Here is a 17,351-nt window from a genome sequence, read left to right as displayed (position 1 = left end):
GCCTCAGGCGCGCAGGGCCAGGATGGCGGTCGGGGCATCCTCGTGGCGCGCGGCGGGCTCCTCGAACTCCGTCACGTTGTCCAGTTCCGTGCCCATCGCGATGTTGGTCACGCGCTCGAGGATGCACTCCACGACCACGGGCACCCGGTACTCGGCCATGAGCGCGCGGGCCTTCTCGAAGGCCGGGCCCAGATCGTCCGGGTGCTCCACGCGGATGGCCTTGCAGCCGAGGCCCTCGGCCACCTTGACGTGGTCCACGCCGTAGCCCGCCGCCGTGCCGGTCTCGGGCGCCGCGTTGATGTTGTCGAACGCGAGCGAGACCTCGAAGTCCATCTCGAAGCCGCGCTGGGACTGGCGGATGAGCCCCAGATACGAGTTGTTCACCACCACGTGGATGTACGGCAGGTGGTGCTGCGCGCCCACCGCGAGCTCCTCGATCATGAACTGGAAGTCGTAGTCGCCCGAGAGCGCCACGACCGTCTCGCCCGGCTTGCCGCGCACCACTCCGAGCGCGGCCGGCCCGGTCCAGCCCAGCGGACCGGCCTGGCCGGCGTTGATCCACTTGCGTGGCCCGAACACGTGCAGGAGCTGGGCCCCCGCGATCTGGGACAGGCCGATCGTCGTGACGTACGTGGTGTCCGGCCCGAAGGCCCTGTTCATCTCCTCGTACACGCGGAACGGCTTCATGGGCACGTTGTCGAAGTGCGTCTTGCGCTGCAGGCGGCCGCGCTTCTCCTGGGCGGACTGGGCCCATGCCGTGTAGTCGGGCAGCGTTCCGGCGCCCTGGCGCTCGCGGGCCACCTCGAGGATCGTGTCGAGGAACGCGCCGGCGTCGGAGACGATGCCGAAGTCGGGGGAGAACACGCGCCCGATCTGGGTCGGCTCGATGTCCACGTGCACGATCGTGCGGCCGGCCGTGTACTTGTCCACCGAGCCGGTGTGGCGGTTGGCCCAGCGGTTGCCGATCCCGATCACGAAGTCCGACTCGAGGAAGGTCGCGTTGCCATACCTGTGCGAGGTCTGCAGGCCCACCATGCCGGCCATGAGGCGGTGGTCGTCCGGGATCGCGCCCCAGCCCATGAGGGTGGGGACCACGGGCACGTTGAGGGTCTCGGCCAGCTCGACCAGCTGCGCGGCGGCGTCGGCGTTGATGATGCCGCCGCCGGCCACGATGAGCGGCTTCTCGGCGGCCGTGAGCATGGCGAGGGCCTTCTCGGCCTGCCGGCGGGTGGCGCGGGGCTTCTCGGCGGGCAGGGGCTCGTAGGCGTCGATGTCGAACTCGATCTGCGCCATCTGCACGTCGAACGGCAGGTCCAGGAGCACGGGTCCCGGGCGGCCGGAGCGCATGAGCGCGAACGCCTTCTGCACGGCGCCGGGCACCTGGCCGGGCTCGAGGATGGTCATGGCCATCTTCGTCAGCGGCTTGGCGATGGACTCGATGTCCACGGCCTGGAAGTCCTCCTTGTGCAGCTTCGCCACGGGCGCCTGGCCCGTGAAGCACAGCATCGGGATGGAGTCTGCCTGGGCAGCGTACAGGCCGGTGATCATGTCCGTTCCGGCGGGGCCCGATGTGCCGAGGCAGATGCCGATGTTGCCGGCCTTGGCCCGGGAGTACCCGTCCGCCATGTGCGAGGCGCCCTCGACGTGGCGCGCGAGGGTGTGGCGGATGCCGCCATGGGCCTTCATGGCCGAGTACAGGGGGTTGATCGCGGCGCCGGGCAGGCCGAAGGCCTCGGTGGCGCCCTCCTTGGCCAGGATGGCCACGATCGCGTCGACGGTGCGCATCTTTGCCATGTCGAATGCTCCTTAGAAAGGGTGGCGCCGTGCAGGTGCAGGGGTCGCCGGAGGAAGTGGTGGGCCGGCCCCGGGGTTGCGCGCCCGGGGCCGGCTGTCTGTGGGGTGGGCGCTCTCGCCGCAGGTGTGTTCAGCGTGAGTGGTGTGGGGCGCACGACGGCGAGTGGTCGCCGTCGTGCGTCGAAGGCTAGTTTTTGCCGGAAGGCTGGTTCTTGCCGGAGAGCTCGGCGGTGAGCTTGAACAGGCCGGAGTGGTCGAGGCCGCCGTCGCCGCGGGCGACGAGGGCGGTGACGAGCTGGGCGACCGCCGCGCCCAGAGGGACGACGACGCCGGCCTCTCGGGCGGCGGAGGTGACGATGCCGAGGTCCTTGTTGTGCAGGGCCAGGCGGAAGCCGGGGTCGAAGTTGCGGTCGAGCATCTTCTGGCCCTTCTGGTCCAGGACCTTGGAGCCGGCGAGGCCGCCGCCGAGGACCGTGAGGGCTGCGTCAGTGTCGACGCCGTAGGCCTCGAGGAAGACGATCGCCTCGGAGAGCGCCTGGATGTTGACGGCGACGATGAGCTGGTTCGCGGCCTTGACGGTCTGGCCGGAGCCAGAGGGTCCCACGTGCACGATGGTCTTGCCGACCGCCCGGAGGATGGGGAGCGCGTCGTCGAAGTCTGCATTCTCGCCGCCGACCATGATGGACAGGACCGCGTCGATCGCGCCCTGCTCGCCGCCCGAGACCGGGGCGTCCAGCGGGCGGAGGCCCGCCTCGCGGGCCTGGGAGGCCAGACGGACCGCCACGTCCGGGCGGATCGAGGACGCGTCGATCCACACGGCGCCCTTCGGGGCGTTGGCGAACACGCCGTCCTTGCCGGTGACGACGCCCTCGACGTCAGGGGAGTCCGGGACCATCGTGATGACGACTTCGGCGTCTTTGACGGCGTCAGCGATGCTTGATGCGCCCCGGCCGCCCTCCGCGACGAGCTTGGTGACCTTGTCCTCGCTGCGGTTGTAGCCCGTGACGGTGTGGCCGGCCTTGACCAGGTTGACGGCCATGGGCAGGCCCATGATGCCGAGGCCGATGACTGCAACGTTGGTCTGGGCGGATGCGTTGGTCTTGGCGGATGCGTTGCTCATTGGTCCTCCTGGGGAAATGCTGGGGTACGTGCTGGTGCTTGGTGCTCAGGCGACGGGGCGGATGGCCCAGTTGAAAGCGTCGGCGGCGGGGGCCTTGTATTCGAGGCCGATGTAGCCGGTGTAGCCGAGCTCGCGCGAGCGGGAGATCCACTCGCCGAGGGGGAGCGTGCCGGTGCCGGGAGCGCCGCGCCCGGGGTTGTCCGCGATCTGGATGTGGCCGAAGTCCTTGGCGTGCTCCTCGATCACGGCCGCGACGTCGTCGCCGTTGACCGCGAGGTGGTAGAAGTCGGCGAGGAGCTTGACGTTGTCCACGCCGGCCGCCTGGGTCTTGGCGATGACCGCGAGGGCGTCCGCCGCCGTCGTGAGCGGGTAGGCCGGAGTGCCGGAGACCGGCTCGAGCAGCACGGTGCCGCCGATCCGCCCCACACCCTGTGCCGCTGCGACGAGGTTGGCGACGCCGAGCTCGTCCTGCTCCCCGGGCGCCACGCCGTCGAGGCGGTTGCCGTACAGGGCGTTGAAGGCCTTGGTGCCCGTGCGCTCGGCGATGCCCACGACGACGTCGATGTTGTCCAGGAACTCGCGCTCGCGGCCGGTCCATGAGACGAGGCCTCGGTCCCCGGCCGGCATGTCGCCGGCAAAGAAGTTCAGGCCCGAGAGCTGGACGCCGGCGTCCCGGATCGCGGAGACGAACGCGTCGACATCCTTGTCTGCGGGCACGGCCTCCGCAAACGGCCACCAGAACTCGACCGCGTCGAAACCCGCGGCCTTCGCCGCCGCCGGGCGCTCGAGCAGCGGCAGCTCGGTGAGGAGGATGGAACAGTTCACCGTGAACGTCATGGTCGGCTTCCCTTCAAATTTCGAATAGTGGAATTAAATTCTCTCTGAATGAAAGTCTAGAGGCAGAGTGTGAGCTGGGTCAACCCAGATTGGATACCAAACCGTCCGGGACTCTGGACTCTGGTTGAGTCCGCCCAAGTTGGGCAGTATGGAGCCATGACGACCTACACCGCGACGGAGCATGCCTCGAGCAAGGACCCGCACGACTGGGGTCGCGCCATGGCCGTCGCCCTCAACCGCCTCCTCGAGGCCGCCAAGCTCGACAGGGACTACCTTGAACACCAGCATCTGCTGGGGCAGGACATCGTGATGAGGTGCGAGAGCCAGGCAGACGGCGTGGCCGTCCACTTGAGCTGGCGGCCCCAGAATCAGCATGACGCGCCGACCGGGAGCGGGGAGAAATCCGTCGACGACGCTGCGCTCGCGGCCCCAGCAGATGACGGGGCAGAAGAACTCGTCGAGGGGTCTGGCCGGGGCGGCTGACTCCGCATCGCGGGGAGGTGACCCCGCATCGCGCGTGTGCGGACGGCCCGCCACGCGCAGGCGGCGCCGCAATCCTGTGTGCCCATGGTCAAGCGAACCCGCAGACGGGGACCGAGGAAATCACCCGAGGCTGCGCAGCGCGTCCCCGAGGATGCGGGCGGCCTCGGGGAACCGCTCGGCGTTCGGGCCCGAGTAGTTGAGCCGGATGTGGGGGCCCGATGGCTCCCCCGGGAACCATTCCGCGCCCGGCGCCACGATCAGCCCCCGCGTCTCGCACACCCTGGCCAACAGGTCGGCATCGGTGCCGTCCGGGAGCCGCGCCCACAGGTTCAGCCCGCCGAGTGGCGTCCGCTCCACATAAGCCTCGGGTGCCTCGCGCCGGAGGCTGCCGAGCAGGAGGTCGCGGCGGGCACGGAGCTGATCGCGGAGTCGACGGAGGTGCGTGTGCCACGCGGGCTGGGTCACGACGTCAAGCGCTGCGGCCTGGAGCAGGCCGGACACGTACATGGACTCCGCCGCGCGGTCCGCGAGGATGCGTTCGCGCGCCGGGCCCCTCGCCACTGCCGCGGCGACCCGCAGGGCGGGCGAGACGCTCTTCGTGAGCGAGCGGAGGTATACCACGTGGCCATCGTCGTCACGGGCGGCGATCGGGTGCGGGTCCGAGTCGATGGACAGGTCATGCGCCCAGTCGTCTTCGATGAGGAAGGCGCCGCGCTCGCGGACGGCATCGAGCACCGCGCGCCCAAGTTCGGGCCGCCACTGGGCACCATTCGGGTTGGCATAGGTCGGCTGGGCGTAGAAGGCCCTCGCCCCGGTCTCGTCGAACGCCCGCACGACGTCGTCAACCGCGGGACCCTCCGGCCCGGACGGGATCGGGACGAGTGTGACCCCCGCCTGGGCTGCGGCGAGGATCGCGCCCCAATACGTCGGGGACTCGATGAGCAGCGGCTGGCCCGGTCCCACGATCGCGCGGAAGATCGAGCTGAGCCCGCTCTGGCTGCCGGAGAGGATCAGGACGTCGCGCGCCGTCGGGGGAGCAATGCCGACCGGACCCGCCTCCGCGAGCTCGCCAGCGAACCATTCTTGGAGCTGCGGCATCCCTGCGGCGGGGGAGCGTGTCATCGCCGCGTCGGTCCGCGCCGCCCGGGCGAGCGCGGAGCGCACGAGCCGCTCGGGAAGGAGCTCCCGCGCGGGGTAGCCGGAGTGCAGCGCGATCGCGTCCGGGGCAACGGCGCGCTGCGTCGAGGACAGCGTGGGGATCCGCGACGGCGGTGCGCCGAGCGCCGCCGTCTGCCAGGAGTAGTCGGCTGGACGGACTGTGCGCGTGGCGCGCACGAACGTCCCCACCCCGGGGCGGCTCTCGATGAGGCCCGCGGAGGCGAGCCGGCTCATGGCCTTCTGGACGGTCACAGGGCTTGCCCCGTACTGCGCCGAGAGCGCGCGGTTCGACGGGACGCGGGCACCTGCCGGTGCCTTGGAGATCCACGTGCGCAATTCCGCCGCAATGCGCTCGGTGCTATCGTTGATCATGACAGGACATAGTAGCGTTATCGTAAAGGATCGCCAAGCGTTACCCTCCCGATCTGGCTTGGGATGGGGCGCCATCGGCGTCGTCGCCTTCTCCTTCACTGTCCCCTTCACCCGCCTCGCAGCCGGTTCGCTCGCGCCCCTGTTCATCGGGTCGGCGCGGGCCGTCCTCGCGGCGGCGCTCGCGGGAGTCGCGCTCCTCATGGCCCGCGAGCGCTGGCCATCCGGGGTGCAGTGGGCGCGGCTGCTGGTGGTGGCTGCGGGCGTCGTCGTCGGGTTTCCGCTGCTGAGCTCCTACGCGCTCACGACGGCGCCCGCGAGCCACGGCGCCGTCGTCATCGGCCTGCTTCCGGCGGCGACGGCCGTCGCCGCGGTGCTCCGCGGCCGAGAGCGTCCCGCGCGGTCGTTCTGGGTCCTCGCAGCACTCGGCGCCGCGGTTACGGTCGTCTTCGCGGCGCTGACAGGCCGCGGCCTCGGAGGGCTCACCGCGGCGGACCTGCTGCTCTTCGGGGCCGTGGCCGCCGCCGCGATCGGGTACGCCGAGGGAGGCATTCTCGCCCGCGAGCTCGGCTCGTGGCAGACCGTCTCGTGGGCGCTGGTCCTGGCTGCACCGCCCATGGCCGTGTTCACCGCCGTCTCGGTGGCCGAGCACCCGCCGAATGCCTCCGGGATCCAGTGGCTTGCCTTCGCCTACCTCGCGGTCGTCAGCATGTTCCTGGGCTTCTTCGCGTGGTACCGCGGCCTCGCGATCGGCCCGATGACACGGGTGAGCCAGATCCAGCTCGTCCAGCCGGTGCTCAGCATCCTGTGGGCCGCGCTGATCCTCGGCGAGCAGCTGACGCCCGCCACCGTCATGGGCGGCCTTGCCGTCATCCTGTGCGCGGCACTCGCCGTCCGCACCCGCCTCGGCCGAAGGGATCCCTCCTGATGCGATACACCCCGCGCTACCTCATGACAGACCCGGACGAGGTCAAACGCCTCATCCGGCACCACCCCTGGGCAACCTTCGTCTCGGCCACGGGCAACGGCCTCGTCGCGTCGCACTACCCCGTGCTCCTGGACGAGGACGCGGAGGACATCACGATCCTGAGCCACTTCGGCAGGCCCGACGACGAGCTCCACGAGCTCGGGCAGCACGAGATCCTCGTCGTCATCCAGGGCCCGCACGACTACGTCTCGCCCAGCTGGTACGCCCCGGGCGACCTCGTGCCCACATGGAACCACGTCACGGCCCACCTCTACGGCGTCCCCGAGATCCTCACCGACGACGAGAACTACGAGATGCTCGGCCGGCTCACCGACCACTTCGAGCAGCACCGGGCGGGCGGTCGGCATCTGGGCGAGGACGAGGCCGGAACGCGCCGGATTGCGAGGGGCACTGCGGGGCTGCGCGTCCGTGTGACCGGGTTCGACGCGCGCGCCAAGCTCAGCCAGAACAAGAACCCTGAGGTGGTGCGGAACGTGATCGACCACCTCGAGGAGACTAATCCCGCGCTCGCGGGCGAGATGCGGCGCGTGTACCCGGAACGCTGATGGGGGCTGCGCTATCAAGTCTCGGGACTGAATGACCGGAACTGAATGACCGGGACTGAATGATAGCGCGATCGCGCGATGCCGAGTCCCCGGCCGGCGGCGGATTCTGGACTCATGAACACCGACCCAGCACCCGTCGAATTCGACCTCCACACCACCGCGGCACCCGAGAGCGTCCGCAGCGCGCTCCTCGACTTCTCGCCCCGCCGCCCCGAGCTGTGGCCTGCGATCGAGCCGTCGCTCTACGAGGTCTACTCGGTCGGAGCGACGTCCGCCGAGATCCGCGAGGGCAGCAAAGGCCCTGGGGGAAGGGTGTGGGCACGCGAGGAGTACGACTTCTCGGATCCGCACACCGTGCGCTGGACAGTCAGGGAGAGCAATTTCTCGGAGCCGGGCAGCTACGTCAGCGCCACAATAAGCCCGGAGGGTGCCGGGAGCATCGTCCACATCGCGTGGAACCGTGTGGGCAGCGGCTTCATGGGGCGGCTGATCTGCGCGATGGTCCGTAGGAGCGGAGGGAGGCCGGTCGCGCAGTCGTTCGGGCGGGGCCTGAGCGTTCTCGAGGCGAGCGCGGACGGGCGCACGACGGCGAGTGCGCGCCGTCGTGCGCGGTGAGTCAACGCGCGGGTCACCCAGAGAGGGATAGCCCCGTGAGCTTCACCTGGCGGTTGACGTCCTTGTAGAGGAGGTAGCGGAACTCGCCGGGGCCGCCCGCGTAGCAGGCCTGGGGACAGAAGGCCCGCAGCCACATGAAATCGCCGGCCTCGACCTCGACCCAGTCGTTGTTGAGCAGGTACATGGCCTTGCCGGACAGCACGTACAGGCCGTGCTCCATGACGTGGGTCTCCGGGAACGGAATGACCCCGCCGGGCTGGAACGTCACGATGTTCACGTGCATGTCGTGAGCGAGGTCGTCGGGGTCGGCGAACCGCGTGGTCTTCCAGACGCCGTTGACGTCCGGCATTTCGCGCGGGGTCACTTCGGCGTCGGATGTGACGAAGCTCTTGGCCTCGTAGCCCGGGAGCCGCTCGTAGGCCTTCCGGATCCAGTGGAAGGAGGCGATCTCGTCGGAGACGTTCGCGAGGCCCCACTCGTCGCCCGCGGCGAGGTAGGCGTAGCCGCCTTCCCCGAGCTCGTGCAGCTCGCCGTTGAGGGTCAGGTTGACGGTGCCCTTGACGACGAACACGACGCCTTCGACGCCGGCCTCGAACTCCGCCTTCGGGGCCCCGCCCCCGGGGGCGATCTCGACGATGAGCTGGGAGAACGTGGTGGCGAACCCGGAGATGGGACGGGCGATGATCCAGGAGCGCGTCTTCGTAAAGCCCGGCAGGTTGGACGTGACGATGTCCGTCAGGACGCCCTTGGGGATGACGGTGTACGCCTCGGTCACGATGGCGCGCTCGGTGGTGAGGTGCGTCTGGGGCGGCAGGCCGCCTTCAGGGTAGTAGTACTTGCCCATGGGGGGACTCCTAGATCAGTTCGGGGTGCTGTGCGCGAGGCGCGGGTGGGCGAGGCGGGTGAGCTCGGGCTCACCGAGCCCGGTCGAGGCGAGGACCTCATCCGCACCGACCGCGCCGCATTGGACGCCGCGCAGCACGAAGGCGGCGAGTGCGCGGGCCGTGGCCGGCTCGTCGAGGACGGCGCCCACGGTCTGGTCCACGTAGTTGCGCAGGCGCGTCGTCGCGGCCTCGAGGCCCTCGCGGTAGAACGCGTACGTGGCGATGTACCGGGTGGGTAGCTGGTGCGCGTGCAGGTCCCAGCCCTGGTAGTAACCGCGCTCGAGGGAGCGGCGCACGAGCCGGGCATGCAGCTCCCATGCAGCCTCGCGCTGGGCGGCGTTGCCGACCGGGATCACATTGGTGGAGCCGTCCGAGAGGCGGATGCCCGTCCCTGCCACTGCCAGCTGCATGACTTCCTTGGCGAAGTCTGCCGCAGGGTGCTCCATCGACTGGTAGGCCGCGGCGATCTGCAGCGAGGCCGAGTAGTCGTACGTACCGTAGTGCAGGGCGGTGATGCGCTGGTCCGCGATGTGCGGGAGCCGGGCCACGGGGTGGGTTCCGTCGGGACCGATGATGAGCTGCGGCGTCTCGACCTGGACCTCGAAGCCCAGGCGGCCCGGGGCCAGCCCCAGAGAGGATTCGAGGCGTTCGACGGCGAACACCATCGCCTTGACCTGATCGACCGTGGTGACCTTGGGCAGCGTGAGGATGAGGCCCTTCGGGAGGCCTGCTGGGCCGAGCCGTTGGACGAGCCGGGACACGAAGAGCTCAAGCGTGCGGAGGCCACGGCGACGCGTGGGTTCCTCGAAGCACTTGAAGCGGATGCCGATGAACGGCGTCGTGCTCCCGGCGTCAGCGGCGGCGAGGACCCGATCAGCGGCGAGGACCGCCTCGGCGTCCTCGACGGCGTCAGGGTCACCCCCTGACCTGGCCGCCTTGCCCGGGGCGAGGTAGCCGTCCTCGAAGTCGATGCGGAGGTCCTCGATCGGTTCGCGCCGCAGTTTCGCCTCGACGCGTGGGGCGACCTGCGCCGCAAGGTCGGGGGCGAGTCCCACGCGGCGGGCCAGCGCCTCGATGCCGCCGGCTTCGTCCGCGGCAGCGAGCGCCGCGGAGCCCCAGTCCGCAGCGAGCTGCGGGCTGAAGCGGTCCGCGGGCACGTAGACCGTGTGAATGGGCTGGCGTGTCCCCGCATCGCCGGGGTACCCGTCGGCGAGGAGCCGGTCGGTGTCGGCGAGGCTGGCATCGATGCGGGCGAGGTCGGCGTCGCCGAACACGCTGGCCGGCGGACCCATTTCCGCGTGGGGCGCGCTCATCAGCCCACCAGCTCGTAGGCAGGGGTGGTGAGGAAGTCCGTGTAGTCCTCGGAGAGCACGATGTCCGCGATGAGGCGGCTCGCCGGCTCGTAGAACGTCGAGAACGCCGTCGGGTCGACCTCGCCGCGCAGACGGTCGGTCTCTTCGGAGAGGATCTGCCCGACGAGCTCGCGCGTCACGGTGTTGCCCGTGTCGGCGAGGACCACCCGGTTGTTGATCTGCTGCCACACCTGGGAGCGCGAGATTTCCGCGGTCGCGGCGTCCTCCATGAGGTTGTGGATCGCGACGGCACCGTTGCCCGAGAGCCACACGGCCGTGTACGCGACGGCGACGTAGAGGTTGAGGTGCAGGCCAGCCTCGGTGGCCTGCCCCTCGGCGGAGGAGATGTCCAGGAGCTGGTCCGCCGTCACGGTGACCTCGGGGCGCTGGCGGTCCACCTGGTTCGGCCTGGTGCCGAGGACCGCGTCGAAGACCTCCCGGCACGTCGCCACGAGGTCAGGGTGAGCCACCCACGAGCCGTCGAAGCCGTCCGTGGCCTCGCGGGTCTTGTCGGCGCGGACCTTCTCGATCGCCGCGGCCGTGATCTCGGGCTCCTTGCGGTTCGGGATGAACGCGGCCATGCCGCCCATCGCGAATGCTCCGCGGTGGTGGCACGTCTTGACGAGGAGCTCGGTGTAGGCGCGCATGAACGGGGCCGTCATGGCCACTGAGGCACGGTCGGGGAGGGTGAACTTCTCGCCCGCATCGCGGAAGAACTTGATGATGCTGAAGAGGTAGTCCCAGCGGCCGGCGTTGAGGCCCGAGGCGTGGTCGCGGAGTTCGTAGAGGATCTCGTCCATCTCGAATGCGGCGGGGATGGTCTCGATGAGAACCGTGGCACGTACGGTTCCCTGGGGGATGCCGAGGTAGTCCTGGGCGAACACGAAGACCTCGTTCCAGAGGCGCGCCTCGAGGTGGTTCTCCATCTTCGGGAGGTAGTAGTAGGGGCCGCGGCCGGACTCGATGAGGGGCTTGGCCACGTGGAAGAAGTGCAGTCCGAAGTCCACGAGCGCGCCGATGGCGGGCGCGCCGTCGACCGTCACGTGGCGCTCCTCCATGTGCCAGCCGCGTGGGCGGGTGACCACGACGGCGAGCGGCGCGTCCGTGCGCAGCGTGTACTCCTTGCCCTCGGGCGAGGTGTACGAGAGCGTGCCCTTCGCGGCGTCGCGCAGGTTGAGCACGGAGTCGACCACATTGGCCCAGTGCGGGCTCGAGGCGTCCTCCATGTCGGCGAGCCACACCTTGGCGCCCGAGTTGAGGGCATTGATGGCCATCTTGGCCGGGCTCGCGGGGCCCGTCATCTCGACGCGGCGGTCGAGTAGGGGCTCCGGGGCCTCGGCGACCTTCCAGTCGCCCGCGCGGATGTCCGCAGTCTCGGGAAGGAAGTCGAGCCTGCCCGTGCTTGCCGCCTCGTCGCGGCGGGCCTTGCGGGCTGCGAGCCGGGCGTTGCGCTCCGCTGCGAAGCGCTCGTGGAGGGCCTCGACGAAGGCGAGCGCCTCGTCGGTGAGGATCTCGTCGGCGCGCCCGATGGGCGCTTTGTCGGTCACAGTGATGGCCATGGTGCTCACTCTCCTTCTTCTCCAGGACGCCCGAGGTCTCCCTGGGCCTGGAGTCACTCTGTCGGGTCTAGGCGTTGGCCGCGGCCACGATCGCCGCGGCCACGTCCTGGGCGACATGCGGGTCGAAGACGCTCGGGACGATGAAGCTCGCATTGAGCTCCTCGTCGGAGACGCGGGAGGCGATGGCCCGGGCTGCGGCTACCAGCATTGCAGGGGTGATGTCAGCCACGCCAGCGTCGAGCAGGCCACGGAACACCCCGGGGAACGCGAGGACGTTGTTGATCTGGTTCGGGAAGTCACTTCGCCCCGTGGCGACGACTGCGGCGTGGTCCGCGGCGGCGACGGGGTCCGTCTCCGGATCGGGGTTCGCCATGGCGAAGACGATCGAGTCCTCGGCCATCGTGGCCACCGCGTCCGGCCCGAAGAGATTCGGGGCCGAGACGCCGATGAACACGTCCGAGCCCTTCAGTGCCTCGACGAGCGTGCCGGAGAACCCCTCGGGGTTCGTGTTCTCCGCGATCCAGATGCGGTGTGCGTCCGTGAGCTCCTGGCCCCGGTGGATCGCACCCCGGCGGTCGCACGCGATGATGTTTGTCGCGCCCTGGGCCTGCAGGAGCTGGATGATCGCGTTGCCCGCGGCGCCGACGCCGGAGACGACGATGCGCACGTCCTCGATCTTCTTGCCCACGAGCTTGAGCGCGTTCACGAGGGCGGCGAGGGTCACGATGGCCGTGCCGTGCTGGTCGTCATGGAAGACCGGGATGTCGAGTTCCTCGCGCAGGCGGGCCTCGATCTCGAAGCAGCGCGGCGCCGCGATGTCCTCGAGGTTGACCCCGCCGTAGACCGGTGCGATCGCCTTGACGATCCTGATGATCTCCTCGGTGTCCTTGGTGTCGAGGCAGACCGGCCACGCGTCGACGTTGGCGAACTGCTTGAACAGCGCGGCCTTGCCCTCCATGACCGGCAGCGCCGCGGCCGGCCCGATGTCGCCGAGGCCGAGCACCGCCGTGCCGTCGGTGACCACGGCGACGGTGTTGCGCTTGACAGTGAGGCGGCGGGCATCTTCGGGATTCGCGGCGATCGCGAGGCATACGCGGGCGACGCCGGGGGTGTAGGCGCGCGAGAGGTCGTCCCGGTTGCGGAGGGGAACCTTCGGGACGACTTCGAGCTTTCCGCCCAGGTGCATGAGGAAGGTGCGGTCGGAGACCTTGCGGACGGTCACGCCCTCGAGTGCTTCGAGGGCGGCCGCCACCTCCTCGGCGTGCTGCTCGGACGTCGTGTTGCACGTGATGTCGACGACGAGCTCGTCGTGGTGCGACTCGCTCACATCCAGCGCCGTGACGGGGGCGCCGGCGGCAGACACCGCGGCCGCGAGCTCGCTCGTGATGCTGATGCGGCTCGGGGCTCCGACGCGGAGGGTGATGGAGTTGCCTGGGCTGGGACTCGCCATTGAATCGTCCTTGGGTCGGGAGGCGTCCGCCTCGATCAAGTTTCCGTACTACGGATATTATTCTCTGTATCTTGGAAAAACAACCGCCGGGGAGAGTCTATCGGCGACGCCCATGCTGCGGTATCGTGAGGATGCCGCTAGTTTCCGGGATGCGGATAATTTTTGCCGAAGTACGGCCTCGGCGGAACCCCTCAGGAGGGAACATGGCAGAGAAGTCATCGGGCGGCGTCCAGTCCGTCGAGCGGGTGTTCGAGCTCCTCGAGCTCATCACCGACGCGGGCGGTGACGTCACTCTGAGCGAGCTCTCGTCCTCGACGGAACTGCCGCTGCCCACGATCCACCGGCTCCTGCGGACGCTCGTCACGCTCGGCTACGTGCGCCAGCTGCCGAACCGCCGCTACGCTCTGGGACCCCGCCTCATCCGTCTGGGCGAAGGTGCGAACAAGCAGCTCGGGGCGGTAGCGCGGCCGCAGCTCACGATGCTCGTCGATCGGCTCGGGGAGACGTCCAACATGGCGGTCCTGGACTCGGACATGGTCATCTACGTGGCCCAGGTTCCCTCGCCCCACGCGATGCGCATGTTCACCGAGGTGGGGCGGCGTGCCCACACCCACGACACCGGCGTGGGCAAGGCGATCCTGGCCCAGCTCGAGGACGAGCAGGTCCGCTCGATCGTGGCACGCCAGGGCATGCCGACTCCGACCGCCTACAGCATCGGCGACATTGATTCGCTCCTGTCCGACCTCGACAAGATCCGCGCGCGCGGCTACGCGATCGACGAGCAGGAGCAGGAGATCGGCGTGCGCTGCTTCTCCATGGCCGTGCCGGGCGCACCGACGCCCACGGCAATCTCGGTCTCGGGGCCCGTCTCGCGCGTCGACGAGGCCTTCGGCGAACGGGCAGTCCCGCTCCTGCGCGAGGCCGCGGCCAACATCTCGGCAGAACTCAACCGCGCCTGACCCTTCGCCGAGGTCGTCCCGTGTGGCGTCGAAGTCACCCCGTGTGGCGCCGAGGTCACCTCGTGTGGCGTCGAAGTCACCCCGTGTGGCGCCGAGGTCACCCCGTGTGGCGCGACACGGCCCGACGTCGGCGGCAGGAGGGGGGTCTCGTGCTTCCGGCGCGGGCCTCACGTCTCCCCCTGAGGCCGTGGCCGTTGGGTTCAGGCGTGGCCGCAGGCACAGGCAGGCGTGGCCGCCCTGGAGAGCAGGGCGGCCACATCCTTTCGAGGGCGTCCAGTCAGGACGTCGCGCCGCCGACGGCCGAGGCCCTCTCCACCTCGTCCCGCAGCCGCTCAAGCCGCCAGTCGGCCACATGCGTGAACGCCGGCTGCATGAGCATCAGGATTGGACCCGAGTGCTTGAACGTGTGGGTGACGGCAGTTTCCCCGTCAGCGGACTCGAGCGTCCACTCTCCCTCTTCCGTGGAGCCCATCCCCGAGATCGTGTACCGGACACTGTTCGGATCGAGCTGCGTGTAATGGAGGACGGCCTTCGCGATGCCCCGGACCATCACCCGGTAGGGATGGCCCAGAACCGCCGGTCCAGAACCCTCGAAGCTGCTGAAGGCAGGGTTCCACGCAGCGATCCGCGATGTCTCCGTGAGCACGGAAAGGATCGGCGCAGCGTCATGGGCGATGGTGATGTGACCGCTATACACGGCTTCCTCCTACGATCGAACGGGTGCCTAGCAGCGAGCGGGCTGTGCGCTCCCAGGGCAGCGGCATGAGACGGGTCAGCCAATGCGCGGCCCGCGGGTCCGCGTCGTCGGTCTGTCCTCCGAACACGTGGTCCGCGAGCTCCGCCAGCTGCTCTGGCGTGTGCCCGCTGTAGGCCCGGCTGCGCACCGCGAAGCGCACCGTAGGGTAGGAGGCGGACTCCGGGCTCACCGCGAGGGGCGCCTGCAGGACGGCGGGCGCCTCTGCCGACCGAGCCTCGGCGATGGCCTGGAATCTCCGCGCCTCCTGCCGGTAGCGCTCGGGCAGCCAGTCGAGGAACGGGACAGCGATGTCGACGAGGGACTCGTCGGCACGGTCGCCCCGGACCAGCGCGACGTCGTCGAGCTCGTCCGGGAAGGCGGTGAGCACGGTCGGCGTGGCATCCAGGAGGACCAGGAGGCACCCCCCATCGTCGAGGTGCCGCAGTATGTCCTGCTTTTCCTGCCGGTCCGGCCAGATCCGGGCAAGTCGCCATGATCCGTCCGCCCGGCGGCTCCACAGCAGCCGCGCCGCGCCTTCGGTCACGATGAGGTGGCCGCTCGACGTCTTCAGGATTGCGGTCACCTATGCCACCAATTCCTTCGCCCGGTCAAGATACTCCGTCGCCCGCATGATCCTTCCGGCCGCGCGCGCGTGATCTTCTGGGGTCTCGGCGAGCACTCGGCGGTAGGCCTCGCCCGCCTCGGCGTCGCGACCCGCGGCGGCCAGCGCGTCCCCCAGGGCAGCGACCGCGCGCGTGTCGCCTTCAGGTGAGCTCGCGTCGGAAGCCTGGAAGTGCTGGATGGCTGCCGAGGTGCTCCCGCCGAGCAGGCCAGGGGAGCCGAGGTGCCAGCGTCCCATGAGGTAGTGCGCATCCTTGTGGGTCGGCACGCTGGTCAGCACATGCTCGGCGCCGCGACGAACTTGCATCGCGTAGCCGAGCTTGAGGGGCAGAGGGGCTTCGAGCGCCGAGAGGCCGAGAAGGCGGACGCGTTGCGCGTTGAGGTCCGGATGGTCGGGTGCCGTTCGTCGGTAGAGCGCCGTGAGGTACGTAAGACGCCGGCGCGTCCCGGCGGCGAGCCGCCCGGCGGCGAGCCGCCCGGCGGTGTCGAAGCCGTCGGTGATGAGGGCATCGACGAGTGCAGCGCCGCGCGCGGCTAGCTCGGTGTCCCGGGCACCGGAGGCGTTCGCCGCCGCCCGGCCGATCAGCTCCTCGATGGCCTCACGCGAGGAGATGGCGAGCTGCTCGGACCGCGCCTGCTTTGTCCCTTCGGTGGCCTGCTCGAGAGGACGGCCGAACGCCACATGCACCTGGGTGTTCCGGAGGCGCCGAGCACCGCGCGGCAGTACCGAACTCGTCCCGACCATGCCGAGGGGGACCACGGGTACCCCCGCGCTCAGGGCGAAGCGGAAGGCTCCGGCCTTGAACGGGAGCAGCTCGACGCCGTCGCCCCTCGTCCCTTCCGGGTACACGCAGAGGCAGTGACCGTGCGAGAGCACGCGCTGCACCTCGCGGATCGTCGTGGGGCTCGGCCGGTCGCGGTCGACCGGGATCCCGTACCATGCCTCGGTCCAGACTCTGCTCAGCGGCCGCTCGAAGCTCTCGGCCTTCGTGAGGAACCAGGTGGGGTTGCCGCGAACGGCATTGACCAGGAACTCGACGACGTAATGGTCAAAGTAGCTTGAATGGTTGGGAGCGAGGACAAACGGCCCGCTTGCCGGAATGTTCTCGAGGCCTTCGATGGAGCCCATGCGTTTGAGGACCTGGCGCTCACCCCACGTGAACGTCAGGGCGCGGATAGCGGTTCTCGCCTCCACTACGCCCCCGCGAGGTAGTCGTGAAGGAGTTCGATGCTTGTGAGGAGGAGCCCGTGCTTCGCGGAGAATTCGACGAGGTCCGCAAGGCGGAGCATCTCGCCGTCGTCGCCGATGATCTCGACGATGACGCCGGCCGGGCGGCACCCCGCGAGCCGCGCGAGGTCGACAGAGGCCTCGGTGTGGCCCTGGCGCTCGAGGACTCCGCCCGGACGGGCGATGAGGGGGAAGACGTGTCCCGGGCGGACAAGGTCGCCGGCCTTGCCGGTGAGCGCGAGTTCGATCGTCCGGGCGCGCTCGGGGGCCGAGATGCCCGTTGTGACGCCGTTGGCGCGGGTGCCGTCGATGCTGACCGTGAACGCTGTGCCCATCGAGTCCTCGTTGCGCTCCACCATGGGCGGGAGGGCGAGTGAGGCCGCACGCTCGGGGGTCACGGACATGCAGACGAGGCCCCTTCCGTGCGTGATCATGAAATTGATGACATTTGCAGTTGCGTATTCGGCCGCTACGACAAGATCGCCTTCATTTTCGCGATTCTCGTCATCCACAACCACCACCATTTCCCCGCGGGAAATGGCATTGATGGCGGCCTCGGCGGATGCGAGGGTAATGGTGCTGGTGGGAGAGTCAGCGTAAAGCGTCACGGCAAATTCCTTCGGTCTGGGGAACCCGGATCATGCACGGCAGGG

At 69.5% G+C, this 17,351-nt stretch carries 17 protein-coding genes; 5 read left to right on the top strand and 12 right to left on the bottom strand.

Translation table 11 applies throughout. The annotated features are described in order from the left end of the window. Positions 1–3 precede the first annotated feature (3 nt). The 3 genes from gcl to RBS60_RS01825 all read right to left on the bottom strand — a co-directional run bounded on the left by gcl (position 4) and on the right by RBS60_RS01825 (position 3,751). Positions 4–1,794 carry a glyoxylate carboligase gene (gene gcl / locus RBS60_RS01835; RefSeq protein ID WP_307955795.1) on the bottom strand — a complete coding sequence of 597 codons (1,791 nt, stop codon included), beginning with the start codon at positions 1,792–1,794 and terminating at the stop codon, positions 4–6. A 187-nt stretch (positions 1,795–1,981) separates the two neighbouring features. Beyond that, positions 1,982–2,914, bottom strand: a complete 933-nt coding sequence (locus RBS60_RS01830) for a 2-hydroxy-3-oxopropionate reductase (RefSeq protein WP_307955794.1) — start codon at positions 2,912–2,914, stop codon at positions 1,982–1,984. A gap of 45 nt (positions 2,915–2,959) precedes the next feature. Next, complete coding sequence (locus RBS60_RS01825) at positions 2,960–3,751, bottom strand: TIM barrel protein (RefSeq protein ID WP_307955793.1); 792 nt, start codon at positions 3,749–3,751, stop codon at positions 2,960–2,962. A gap of 156 nt (positions 3,752–3,907) precedes the next feature. Between RBS60_RS01825 and RBS60_RS01820 the strand changes: the two genes are divergently transcribed. Further along, complete coding sequence (locus tag RBS60_RS01820; RefSeq protein WP_307955792.1) at positions 3,908–4,234, top strand: hypothetical protein; 327 nt, start codon at positions 3,908–3,910, stop codon at positions 4,232–4,234. A 120-nt stretch (positions 4,235–4,354) separates the two neighbouring features. Here the strand turns inward: RBS60_RS01820 and RBS60_RS01815 are convergent, their stop codons facing one another. Further along, a complete protein-coding gene (locus RBS60_RS01815; RefSeq protein ID WP_307955791.1) occupies positions 4,355–5,764 on the bottom strand; it encodes a PLP-dependent aminotransferase family protein in 1,410 nt (469 codons plus the stop codon). On the opposite strand from RBS60_RS01815, the gene RBS60_RS01810 reads away from it, so the two are divergent. The 3 genes from RBS60_RS01810 (at position 5,763) to RBS60_RS01800 (ending at position 7,909) form a co-directional block, all read left to right on the top strand. After that, a complete protein-coding gene (locus RBS60_RS01810; protein ID WP_307955790.1) occupies positions 5,763–6,689 on the top strand; it encodes a DMT family transporter in 927 nt (308 codons plus the stop codon). The genes RBS60_RS01815 and RBS60_RS01810 overlap by 2 nt on opposite strands. Next, positions 6,689–7,294: an FMN-binding negative transcriptional regulator gene (locus tag RBS60_RS01805; protein WP_307955789.1), complete on the top strand. Its 606-nt coding sequence runs from the start codon at positions 6,689–6,691 to the stop codon at positions 7,292–7,294. Before RBS60_RS01810 ends, RBS60_RS01805 begins: the two co-directional genes overlap by 1 nt. 114 nt (positions 7,295–7,408) lie before the next feature. Next, the gene (locus tag RBS60_RS01800; protein ID WP_307955788.1) at positions 7,409–7,909 is read left to right on the top strand and encodes a hypothetical protein; all 501 of its coding nucleotides are present in this window, start codon (positions 7,409–7,411) and stop codon (positions 7,907–7,909) included. A 13-nt stretch (positions 7,910–7,922) separates the two neighbouring features. Here RBS60_RS01800 and RBS60_RS01795 read toward each other — a convergent pair whose 3' ends face one another. From RBS60_RS01795 to RBS60_RS01780, 4 genes are all read right to left on the bottom strand, one after another. Then, on the bottom strand, positions 7,923–8,753 hold the full coding sequence (locus RBS60_RS01795) for a bifunctional allantoicase/(S)-ureidoglycine aminohydrolase (RefSeq protein ID WP_307955787.1): 831 nt from the start codon (positions 8,751–8,753) through the stop codon (positions 7,923–7,925). A gap of 15 nt (positions 8,754–8,768) precedes the next feature. Beyond that, a complete protein-coding gene (locus RBS60_RS01790; RefSeq protein ID WP_374049200.1) occupies positions 8,769–10,085 on the bottom strand; it encodes a DUF6986 family protein in 1,317 nt (438 codons plus the stop codon). Positions 10,086–10,105: 20 nt separating this feature from the next. Next, positions 10,106–11,704, bottom strand: a complete 1,599-nt coding sequence (gene aceB, locus RBS60_RS01785) for a malate synthase A (protein WP_307955785.1) — start codon at positions 11,702–11,704, stop codon at positions 10,106–10,108. 67 nt (positions 11,705–11,771) lie between these two features. Beyond that, positions 11,772–13,154: an NADP-dependent malic enzyme gene (locus tag RBS60_RS01780; RefSeq protein ID WP_307955784.1), complete on the bottom strand. Its 1,383-nt coding sequence runs from the start codon at positions 13,152–13,154 to the stop codon at positions 11,772–11,774. A gap of 203 nt (positions 13,155–13,357) precedes the next feature. Here RBS60_RS01780 and RBS60_RS01775 point away from each other — a divergent pair, with 203 nt between their 5' ends. Next, the gene (locus RBS60_RS01775) at positions 13,358–14,113 is read left to right on the top strand and encodes an IclR family transcriptional regulator (RefSeq protein ID WP_307955783.1); all 756 of its coding nucleotides are present in this window, start codon (positions 13,358–13,360) and stop codon (positions 14,111–14,113) included. Positions 14,114–14,390: 277 nt separating this feature from the next. On the opposite strand, the gene RBS60_RS01770 is transcribed toward RBS60_RS01775, so the two are convergent. The 4 genes from RBS60_RS01770 to ribB are packed head-to-tail and all read right to left on the bottom strand — an operon-like array spanning position 14,391 to position 17,306. Continuing rightward, positions 14,391–14,810: an SRPBCC family protein gene (locus RBS60_RS01770; protein WP_307955782.1), complete on the bottom strand. Its 420-nt coding sequence runs from the start codon at positions 14,808–14,810 to the stop codon at positions 14,391–14,393. After that, positions 14,803–15,432 carry a hypothetical protein gene (locus RBS60_RS01765; RefSeq protein WP_307955781.1) on the bottom strand — a complete coding sequence of 210 codons (630 nt, stop codon included), beginning with the start codon at positions 15,430–15,432 and terminating at the stop codon, positions 14,803–14,805. The genes RBS60_RS01770 and RBS60_RS01765 overlap by 8 nt, the downstream gene beginning before the upstream one ends. Then, a complete protein-coding gene (locus RBS60_RS01760) occupies positions 15,433–16,665 on the bottom strand; it encodes a lysophospholipid acyltransferase family protein (protein WP_307955780.1) in 1,233 nt (410 codons plus the stop codon). Next, positions 16,665–17,306: a 3,4-dihydroxy-2-butanone-4-phosphate synthase gene (gene ribB, locus RBS60_RS01755; RefSeq protein ID WP_307955779.1), complete on the bottom strand. Its 642-nt coding sequence runs from the start codon at positions 17,304–17,306 to the stop codon at positions 16,665–16,667. The genes RBS60_RS01760 and ribB overlap by 1 nt, the downstream gene beginning before the upstream one ends. Positions 17,307–17,351 lie beyond the last annotated feature (45 nt).

Source organism: Sinomonas sp. ASV486, from assembly GCF_030908215.1.
In the GTDB taxonomy this organism is placed as follows: domain Bacteria; phylum Actinomycetota; class Actinomycetes; order Actinomycetales; family Micrococcaceae; genus Sinomonas; species Sinomonas puerhi.
Note: the sequence above shows the minus strand (reverse complement) of the source record. Positions and strands in the feature narration are given on the sequence as shown.